Genomic DNA, 9404 nt, shown 5'->3' on the forward strand with positions numbered 1-9404 from the left:
GGTCTCGATTTCATCCTCTTTCACGGCTAAGGAACTACACTTTTAGTCCTTTAACCTGTTCCCATGATATATTTCAATCAAAATTTATAAGATTTTTTTCAAAGTTAAAGGCGTACACAACTCTTATTAAGAATTGTGTACGCCTTTTTAGAGGGCTTTTGTCCCAGCCTCTTTTATCTATCCTAAAAACTTGCTTGAACGTCTAAGCCTAGTGCTACATCATCTGTAATAATATTTGTAACTTCTGCTTTAAACATGACTTCCATATCTTCACGACGATTGACAGTATAGGTATTGATGCCAATCCCAGCTTGTTTTAAATCAATAAAATCTTCAATTTCTAATGTGGCAAAGAATGGATGGTAGTAATCATGGCCGTAATTCTTCGTGTAGCTACCAGGTTGTAAAATTCCGGATGCAGTTAACAAACCTGTTTTCAGATTAGGATTCACTTCTTTAGCAAGATTCATGGTGTGGTGTTGGAAAGAAGATAGAATTACTCGATCTTCCAGCTTGTAAGCTTGAATGAGATCATTGACTTTACCGACCAAACCTTCGTATCTAAAGATATTTGTCTTCAATTCAATATTCACGATAAAATCAAACGCTTGAAACCAATCAAAGAATTCATCTAAGGTTGGGATTTTCACATCATCAGATTTAACCTTTCCTTCAAATTTACCATAAAAATCAAGATTTTTTAATTCTGATAGGGTTAAATCTTTGATCAGCCCTTGACCATTTGAAGTACGGTCAATTGTTTCATCATGACAAATGACGATTTCTCCATCTTTTGATAATTGAACATCTAATTCTATACCAGCTATTGGAAATTTTGCTGCTTCCTTAAAAGCTAGCATGGTGTTTTCTGGGTATAATTTGGAATAACCTCTATGTGCAATAATGCCTGTCATAATATCTCCTTTATTCTTCAATGAAACGACGATTCAAAATCGATTTTCCTGTTATTTTATCAAATAAATATGCTTTTTTTAAATCAATTTGAAGATAGGCTTTAGAATGAATCGGCACATTTCTCGCCGGACTTAATCGCGCAGTCATCTCCCGATTTGATGCATGGAAATCAAAGTAAACATAGGTATCAGAACCAACTTGTTCCACATTATTTGTTTCTACTAAAATCGTTTGATTATCCACTCGTTCTTTTTGATATTCAAAATGCTCTGGTCGTACGCCAATTTGAATTTCTTGACCTGTCGCCTCTACTAGGATATTATCTTGAAATTCTTGACTTAACACAAATTTCTCATCACCAGATTCAATCATCATTCCATCTTCACTTTGAACCAGGCGCCCTTCAATTAAATTCATTTGTGGACTACCAATAAATTCTGCCACAAAACGATTGATTGGATTATTGTAAAGATTTTCGGGTGTGTCAAATTGCTCAACTCTACCCTGATTTAGAACTGCAATTCTAGTCCCCATTGTCATTGCTTCTGTTTGATCATGTGTAACATAAATAAAAGTAGTTTCAAGTTGACGATGTAATTCTACAATTTCTGAACGCATAGACACGCGCAATTTAGCATCCAAATTGGATAGCGGTTCATCAAGTAAAAATACCTTAGGGTTTCTAACCATTGCACGCCCCAACGCAACACGTTGACGTTGACCACCAGATAATGCGGCAGGTTTTTTATCTAGGTATTCTGTTAACTGAAGTGGCTTAGCAACTTCTTCTACTTTCGCATAACGTTCTTTTTTTGAAATACCATTCATTTTCATTGAAAATGCAATATTATCTCGAACATTCATATGCGGATAAAGTGCGTAAGATTGAAAAACCATAGCAATATCACGATTTTTTGCCGGGACATTATTCACTACTTCACCATCAATACGTAATTCGCCCTCAGAAATCGTTTCTAATCCTGCAATCATACGCAACGTTGTAGATTTCCCGCAACCCGATGGACCTACAAAAACAATAAATTCCTTATCATCAATATCTAAATCAATATTATGAATCGCCTTAAACCCATCTTCGTATATTTTACCTACTTTATTTAATTGTACTTTAGCCATTTTTTCCTCCTATTAACCTTTCACTGCGCCGGCTGTTAAACCTTTAACCATGTTTTTTGATCCAATAATAAAAATGACCAAACTTGGAATCATACTGATAATGACTCCGGCAACCATTAACACTAATGATTGTGAGTCCACACTATTTAACATTGATATACCAATTTGAACCGTTCGCGCATTATCATTATTAGTGACTAATAATGGCCACATATACATATTCCAGCCTGATAAAAATGATTGGACTGCCATTGACCCTAGCGTTGGTCTCAGTAATGGGAGCATGATTTCAAATATGAATCGAATATCCTTACAACCATCCATTTTGGCAGATTCATAAATTTCATATGGAAAGTTTTGTAAGGCTTGCGTACAAAGGAATATATTAAATGCCGATGCCATAAATGGTAAGATTAATACGATAATTGAGTCATTCAAACCCCAACCTGAAACCATTAAAAATTGAGAAATAATCACTGCCTCACCTGGCACCATCATCGTAGATAAAATTAATGCATAAATAAATTTACTGCCTTTGAAATGAACAAAACGAAACGCAAAACCTGCTAACAACGATGTAAGTATTTGTAGAATGGTCACTGACGTCGCTACAATAAGCGAGTTCAGAATATATTGACCTAATGGGGCGATACTAAAAACATCAACAAAATTGGTTAGAGTGGGATTTTGTGGAATCAAAATTGAATCCGGATTATAAAGTTCTGATGAAGGTTTTACAGCCATCAATACTGCGTACAATAATGGAAACATCATGAATAGCCACATCATGATATTTAATACAACAATTGCTATACGATTAAATTTTCGTTGAAAGATATATTTTTGATCTTGTTTATTTCTATCTTGAGTAGTTCCTTTTACGATTGCTTCATTTTCCATTATTTATTCATCCTTCCTCTAACCATAAACATAATAATCGTTAAGATCATAATTATGACAAACAGAACAACGGATTCAGCTGATGCAAAACCATAACGATAGTTCATAAAGGCATTTTTGTATATATCATAGACAATTACATTTGTGGATTCACCTGGGCCACCCTTAGTTAAAATATTGATTTGGCCAAATCCTTGAAAGGCATTTATCACATTCGTTACAATTACAAAAAAGAATGTTGGACCCAAAGATGGAATGGTAATATTGATAAATTTTTGAAAACCATTTGCGCCATCGATAGAGGCACTTTCATACAAAGCATCATCAATACTTGCAAGACCTGAAGAGAAGTAAAGGAAATTCATACCTGAATTTAGCCAACCAGTTAAAATACCCACAACAACTAAAGCCCAAGTCGGATGTGTTAATAAATTTTGATTGATGCCTAGAATTTTATTAATAATTCCGACAGAAGGATTTAGCATGACTTGAAATATCATTGCCATACCAGCTGAAGCAATAGCCATAGGCATAGCGTATGAAGTAGAAAAGAAACGAATTCCAGGGAAAGTGCGTTGGCAAAGAATAGCCGCAATTAATCCCACACTTACCCCAAAAAGAACCACGATGAGTACAAATTCTAAAGAAACAATTATAGAATTCCAGAATGACGCACTAGAAAATAATTCGGTATAATTTTTAATTCCTAAAAACTGTGACATTTGACCAAAACTATCTGTTAAATATAATGAACGAAAAATCGTTTGAATAAATGGCCAAAACATAAAAATCGCCAATACGAATAAGGCCGGTAATAAATATAAGAATGGCTGAATTCTTTCAAAAATTGTTTTTCTATGCTTAATGATTATAATATCGTTTGAATGTTCCAACCCGATAACCTCCCTTTAAAAAGTAATACAGCTGGAAAGCACTATTCCCAGCTGTACAAGTACTACAATTTATTGATTATTTGTTGCATTGTAATTCTCTAAAGCTGCATTTGTTTGATCAGCCATATTTTGAACAGCCTCTTCTGCTGTAATTTCATTATTCAATAGACGTTCTAATTCAGCTTCATAGTGCATACGTGCCTCTTGATTTACACCAGATAATGCACCTTGATCTTCAGCCGTAGCGTCATGTAACTGATCAATTGCTGTTTGGAATTGTGGGAATTCTGCTAAGTTATCTTTGAATACTTGTTCATCATGTGCATTTTTATTTACTGGGAAGTAACCTGTGTCTGCATTCCATTGTGCTTGTACTTCAGGGGTTACTAAGTATTGGATGAAGTCCCAAGTAGCATCTTTTTTCGCTTCATCTTCAGAATCAATCATCCATAATGATGCACCACCAATCGAAACACCACCTTGGTCTTCAGCATCCAAAGCTGGGAAATAAGCTGTTCCTACTTCAAAACGACCATCTACCTCTGTTAAGATTTGGCGTAAAGTAGCTGTTGATGCTAATGTGATAGCAGATTGTCCTGAAACAAATTCTGCTTGCCCACCTGTACGACCAACATTTGGCGCAACCCCTTCATCTTGGGCTTTATTCCACGTTTCCAAAGCCTTTAACATACTGCCATTTTGATCAAATACAACTTCAGTTGGCGCACCCTCACGACCATTACCATTGTTGTACATATCTTCTTCTGTTTTGTTAATAAATTGTTCTATATACCAACCATAAATTGTTAATGACATTGGCATTTCCACACCAGCCTCAATTAATTGTGGTGAAATTTCAATAATTTCTTCAAATGTTGTTGGTGCTTCTTCAATACCAGCAGCTTCAAAGACATCTGCGTTATAGTACATGATTGGTGTTGAAGAGTTGAATGGCATAGAATACAAAGTGTCATCTTTTGTATAGTAAGCTAATAAATTTTCCTCTAAGTCGCCTAATTCGAATCCTGTTTCGTCAACATAGTCTTGAACTGGTACAGTTAAACCTGAGTCAATCATGAAGGTCATACCTTGCTCAAAAACCTGAACTAAATCAGCACCTACTTGTGAACCAGAAGCCGACGAACGTAATTTTGTTAAAGTTTCATCATAAGTTCCTTGGTACTGAGCATTCACAAAAACCTCATCTTGAGATTCGTTATAACCATCTACAATCGATTGTAATGCTTCTCCTGTAGAACCACCCATACCATGCCAGAAAACTAATTCTGTTTTACCTTCAGCCGCTTCACTTGAAGATGCATCATTTGTTTCCCCACTAGCATTGCCATTACCACATGCTGCTAGCAAAGCTGCAGATAATAACCCCACACCATAGCGTAAGGCTTTTTTATTCAATTTCATTATTTTATTTCCTCCCAGAAATGTTCTGTTTTATTTAACTTGCAGAATCTATGATAGTTGAATTCTATTAAGTTACAGTAAATTTCCTGTACTGATTATGAAAAGAATAAGTAAATACGAATTCGATTTTTAATAATTATAAATTCCTTATTTGGAATATAATCATTGCTTATACTCTAAATAACAGTAAAGTAAGCGTAATCATTCTATCTCGTTTTGAAAATTAGATAAATTTTATGTAAATATTCTATGAAATTATTAATAGCTGTCTATACACAAAAAAAACACAAGTTAGAGGACTATTTCTAACTTGTGCTTGAAATCAATATTTATGTTACTAGCTAATATATTGTAAGAAAAATAATAATACTACAATATTTCAAAATAAATTAGTATATTATCAATTGTTGCTTATTTATTTTTCACTTAAATCCGCATCTGTTATAAAGTTTTCAGGCAGCATATCTTCAAAGATCACTTTGATGCTATCTCTTGTCGCAAAGTCATGTTTATCCATTGCGTCGATAATTTCCTTAGCAATAACTGCTTTTTGTTCTGGTGTACGTCCTGATTTCAATTGAATTCTTACAAATGGCATATAATTCACCTCTTTTAATATTTGAATTGAAAAAGTAAAAGAAGTTCCAATTACTTTTCTCATCTATCTTTCATTATACGCGTGAATACTGCATCATTACAAGGGATTTTGATTCTACCCTCATACTTATTGTTTATCAAACAAAAATAATCCGAAAACTACGTACCCATAGGTAGCATTTTCGGATTATTAAATATTATATTATTTCATTGTAACCACATATATTTATAACATAACATATACGTGAATATTAAGAATTGTCGTTTATAAAATACTTGATTCAAGAATACATTATTTTACTGATGCATTTGTTTTAACTGCATCCGTATTTTTCTCAAGTGCTGGCACTGGCATTGCCATTTGAATTGCAAAACCAATTGCTGCTGCAAGGCTATAGGCAATGATCGTATTCCAGAAATCACTACCCAATTCTCCTTCAGGTGAAATGGCATTAAAAATTGAAAATACGCCTAAACCACCTAAACGGTAGAACACTACTTTATTCAACCCTATCCAAAGACCACCAATCGCGTTTGCGATCAAAGCATAGATAAATGGACGACGTAAAGGTAACATCAGACCAAAAACACCGGGTTCAGAGACACCAAAGAATGCAGATAAGGTTGATGGAATTGCTAACTGCTTAACCTTCGTTTCTTTCGCTTTAATACTCAATGCAAGCAATACACCTAGTAAACCAAAGGTAGATAATTGTGTTGCGGGACTGATACTATTGATGCCTGTTTCCGCTAAAAGAACAAACATAATTGGTAAAATACCCCAGTGTAAACCAAAGATTACCAAAATTTGCCATGCCACTGCTAATACCACCGCAGCTAGTACCGGTGATACATTATTAAGTGTTGTAAATCCTAATCCCACTAAGTCAGACAGGAAATTAGTAACCGGTCCAATCACTAGTAGTGCGATTGGGAAGGCAATAATGATTGTTAAGAAAGGTGTTAAGAATGAAGATACTAATTTTGGCATCCAAGATTTAATCCATTTTTCCAGTTTTGCACCAAACCATACAGAAGCAATGATAGGAATAATAGATGAATAATAGCCACCACCAGGTAATAGAACTGGAATACCTAGAACATTAAAATAAGAATCTAATTGGAAGGCAGTACCCTTGAACAGCACACGTTGCACATCACCCGTTGCAATATCACGAATTGATGGATGTAAGAAACCTACAACAATTGCTAGTGCTGTAAATTCATTAATTTTGAATTTACGCGCAGCTGTTATCCCAACCATCACAGGTAGAAACTGGAAGAAAGCATCCCCTGCTGCATTTAGAACAAATACTAAACCAGAGTTATCTGTTGTTAAACCAAAGGCTCCTAATAAGGCCACAACCCCTTTAATCATCCCTGTTGCGGTTAAAGCAAATAAGAATGGTTGGAAAATACTAGAAATAAAATCAATGAAGCGATCAACTAAATTGCCCTTTGGTTTTTCAACATTGGTATCGGTTGAGTCTGCTTCAATTTGTACGTTATCATCTGGAATATCAGTTTGTTTGATAATTTCTTGGTAAACTTCTCCAACCTCTTGTCCAATAACAACTTGATACTGACCAGAAGCCTTGACAACTGAAACGACGCCATCTAGATTTTTAATAGCCTCATCGTTTGCCTTGCTTTCGTCTTTTAAGTGAAAACGAAGTCTTGTTGTGCAATGACGCAAGTCCTTTACATTCTCCTCACCACCTATATTTTCGATAATGTCCTTACTTAAATCCGAGTATATTAATTTTGCCACAATACTCCTCCTTCATTTGTTGTTCCTTTTGGTAAAAATACCGCAACTTCAACTATACCAAAAAAAGAGGAGTCCTGGAACAGATTGTGCTTTATTTAAATGAAAAATTAGGAATTGTTTGTCATGTGTTTTCTATATATCTAACAACATTTTCACATGGGGGATTTCATCTTCGAGCAACTCTTCTGAAGACACCACAAATCCTTCGCGTTCATAGAAACCAATCGCATAGGTTTGAGCTTCAATATATATTTGACTAGGATTCATTTCTTGTTTGATGACTGCAATACCGTCATGTAATATCTTACCACCTAAGCCCAGGCCGTGGTTTCGGGTTAAGACGCGCCCCATTTGTACAACATCATCTGCTCTTTTGAAAGCTCTTAGATAAGCTAAAATTCTGCCGTGTTCCTCGATATAAATATGAATACTTTCTTGATCTTTGCCATCAATATCCTGGTACACACAGTTTTGCTCAACTACGAATATCTCCGACCGAACGCGTAGTATTTCATAGAGTTCGCTAGTATTTAATTGGTCGAAATATTTGCTGATTAATTGCATTTTGAAAACTCCTCACATCATCTAATATTGGTTTTAGTATAGCATTCGCCCTAGTTTTCATGAATTCAAAACATTATTTTAAAAAAATCAAGGCCTTTCATTACCATATTATTTGAATTTATCATGCTTTTCTTATAACATAAAATATATACAAATGAGGATTCTATGAAAAAGACACTTTTACTAACCGCTTCTATTTTTGCTTTAGCAGCCTGTGGCAACACTTGCACCACTGAAGAAGAACAATCAAGTGCCCCAGTATCAGAACAGGTTTCTGAAGAATCAACAAGCTCCGAAGTTAGTTCATCAGTTTCGAACACTGATGACGATGCAGATGATGATAACGACGATACATCCGGTGAAGATGATGGTACATCTGACGAAAATTCTGATGATAGTAAGGATGATGCATCCAGCGTTGACGATGACGACAATTCAGACGATTGTAACGAAGACGATACATCTGGTGAAGATGACTCAGACGATAACAACTGATTCGATTCATTTTATTTAATACTTAAATATGTTTGACAAACGTCTTACATAAGCGTATAGTAAGCTTTAACATTCCAGTTTATAAATTTTTCTTTATTGAATGATTTATTTACGCAGGAACGCCCCTAGTTGAAAAACTAGGGGCGTTTTTGTTTTTATATATACTTCTGCTTATTTTGACCTTCATCTGTTTTATATTAGACATACCAAACAAACTACCAATTACCTAAAAGCAGCGAAAAATACTTCTTAAAAATTTCAAATACAATAAATACTCAATACATTGCCAAGTTTACGTTGATGGAACACAAAAAGAAGTATGTGAGACCTCAAATCTCACATACTTCTTTTTGTTTATTAAATAATTTGTAGAACGATTTTTCATAACGAACACAGTTAAATCAACGTTAATGCTATTAATATTATTACTAGATCGGGTATGAATTATTTTAAAAAATTCATACCTAAATATGACATTATATTGTATTATTACTTTGAATAAGTTATATCAAATAATTTATGTAGAATGATTTGATATAAACGATTTTCAATTAAATTTACATGATTAGAAAGTTAAAGGTCTATCTATGAATAAAGTGCGTGGGATGAAATAGTGAATCTCTACCCGAAAACTGAACACTCAAAAAAAGAGTGTTGTTAGTTTTCGGGTTATTTTTATGCAATTTTTCGGTATACTTTATTTGAGTTATACA

Annotated in this window: 9 protein-coding genes; 1 reads left to right on the top strand and 8 read right to left on the bottom strand. The window is 34.4% G+C overall.

The features are described from left to right. Positions 1 to 182: 182 nt before the first annotated feature. From B9P78_RS05510 to B9P78_RS05545, 8 genes are all read right to left on the bottom strand, one after another. Positions 183 to 914, bottom strand: a complete 732-nt coding sequence (locus B9P78_RS05510) for a glycerophosphodiester phosphodiesterase (RefSeq protein WP_094518504.1) — start codon at positions 912 to 914, stop codon at positions 183 to 185. 10 nt (positions 915 to 924) lie between these two features. Then, on the bottom strand, positions 925 to 2049 hold the full coding sequence (locus tag B9P78_RS05515; RefSeq protein WP_094518505.1) for an ABC transporter ATP-binding protein: 1125 nt from the start codon (positions 2047 to 2049) through the stop codon (positions 925 to 927). A 12-nt stretch (positions 2050 to 2061) separates the two neighbouring features. Then, positions 2062 to 2949, bottom strand: a complete 888-nt coding sequence (locus B9P78_RS05520) for a carbohydrate ABC transporter permease (protein ID WP_094518506.1) — start codon at positions 2947 to 2949, stop codon at positions 2062 to 2064. After that, the gene (locus B9P78_RS05525) at positions 2949 to 3842 is read right to left on the bottom strand and encodes a carbohydrate ABC transporter permease (RefSeq protein WP_094518507.1); all 894 of its coding nucleotides are present in this window, start codon (positions 3840 to 3842) and stop codon (positions 2949 to 2951) included. Before B9P78_RS05525 ends, B9P78_RS05520 begins: the two co-directional genes overlap by 1 nt. A 69-nt stretch (positions 3843 to 3911) precedes the next feature. Further along, positions 3912 to 5264 carry an ABC transporter substrate-binding protein gene (locus tag B9P78_RS05530; RefSeq protein WP_094518508.1) on the bottom strand — a complete coding sequence of 451 codons (1353 nt, stop codon included), beginning with the start codon at positions 5262 to 5264 and terminating at the stop codon, positions 3912 to 3914. Between the two features lie 415 nt (positions 5265 to 5679). Next, the gene (locus B9P78_RS05535) at positions 5680 to 5862 is read right to left on the bottom strand and encodes a tautomerase family protein (protein WP_094518509.1); all 183 of its coding nucleotides are present in this window, start codon (positions 5860 to 5862) and stop codon (positions 5680 to 5682) included. 291 nt (positions 5863 to 6153) lie between these two features. Then, positions 6154 to 7632, bottom strand: coding sequence for a PTS transporter subunit EIIC (locus B9P78_RS05540; protein ID WP_094518510.1), 1479 nt, complete (start codon positions 7630 to 7632; stop codon positions 6154 to 6156). Positions 7633 to 7764: 132 nt separating this feature from the next. Continuing rightward, positions 7765 to 8196, bottom strand: coding sequence for a GNAT family N-acetyltransferase (locus B9P78_RS05545; protein WP_094518511.1), 432 nt, complete (start codon positions 8194 to 8196; stop codon positions 7765 to 7767). 165 nt (positions 8197 to 8361) lie between these two features. Here B9P78_RS05545 and B9P78_RS05550 point away from each other — a divergent pair, with 165 nt between their 5' ends. Next, a complete protein-coding gene (locus tag B9P78_RS05550) occupies positions 8362 to 8691 on the top strand; it encodes a hypothetical protein (RefSeq protein WP_094518512.1) in 330 nt (109 codons plus the stop codon). Positions 8692 to 9404 lie beyond the last annotated feature (713 nt).

The organism is Aerococcus sp. 1KP-2016, assembly GCF_002252085.1.
Lineage (GTDB): Bacteria > Bacillota > Bacilli > Lactobacillales > Aerococcaceae > Aerococcus.

Bases quoted from the DNA above. Each gene is read 5' to 3' on its own strand.
- B9P78_RS05515 (WP_094518505.1), bottom strand. From the start codon at position 2,049: ATGGCTAAAGTACAATTAAATAAAGTAGGTAAAATATACGAAGATGGG.
- B9P78_RS05545 (WP_094518511.1), bottom strand. From the start codon at position 8,196: ATGCAATTAATCAGCAAATATTTCGACCAATTAAATACTAGCGAACTC.
- B9P78_RS05520 (WP_094518506.1), bottom strand. From the start codon at position 2,949: ATGGAAAATGAAGCAATCGTAAAAGGAACTACTCAAGATAGAAATAAA.
- B9P78_RS05510 (WP_094518504.1), bottom strand. From the start codon at position 914: ATGACAGGCATTATTGCACATAGAGGTTATTCCAAATTATACCCAGAA.
- B9P78_RS05530 (WP_094518508.1), bottom strand. From the start codon at position 5,264: ATGAAATTGAATAAAAAAGCCTTACGCTATGGTGTGGGGTTATTATCT.
- B9P78_RS05550 (WP_094518512.1), top strand. From the start codon at position 8,362: ATGAAAAAGACACTTTTACTAACCGCTTCTATTTTTGCTTTAGCAGCC.
- B9P78_RS05535 (WP_094518509.1), bottom strand. From the start codon at position 5,862: ATGCCATTTGTAAGAATTCAATTGAAATCAGGACGTACACCAGAACAA.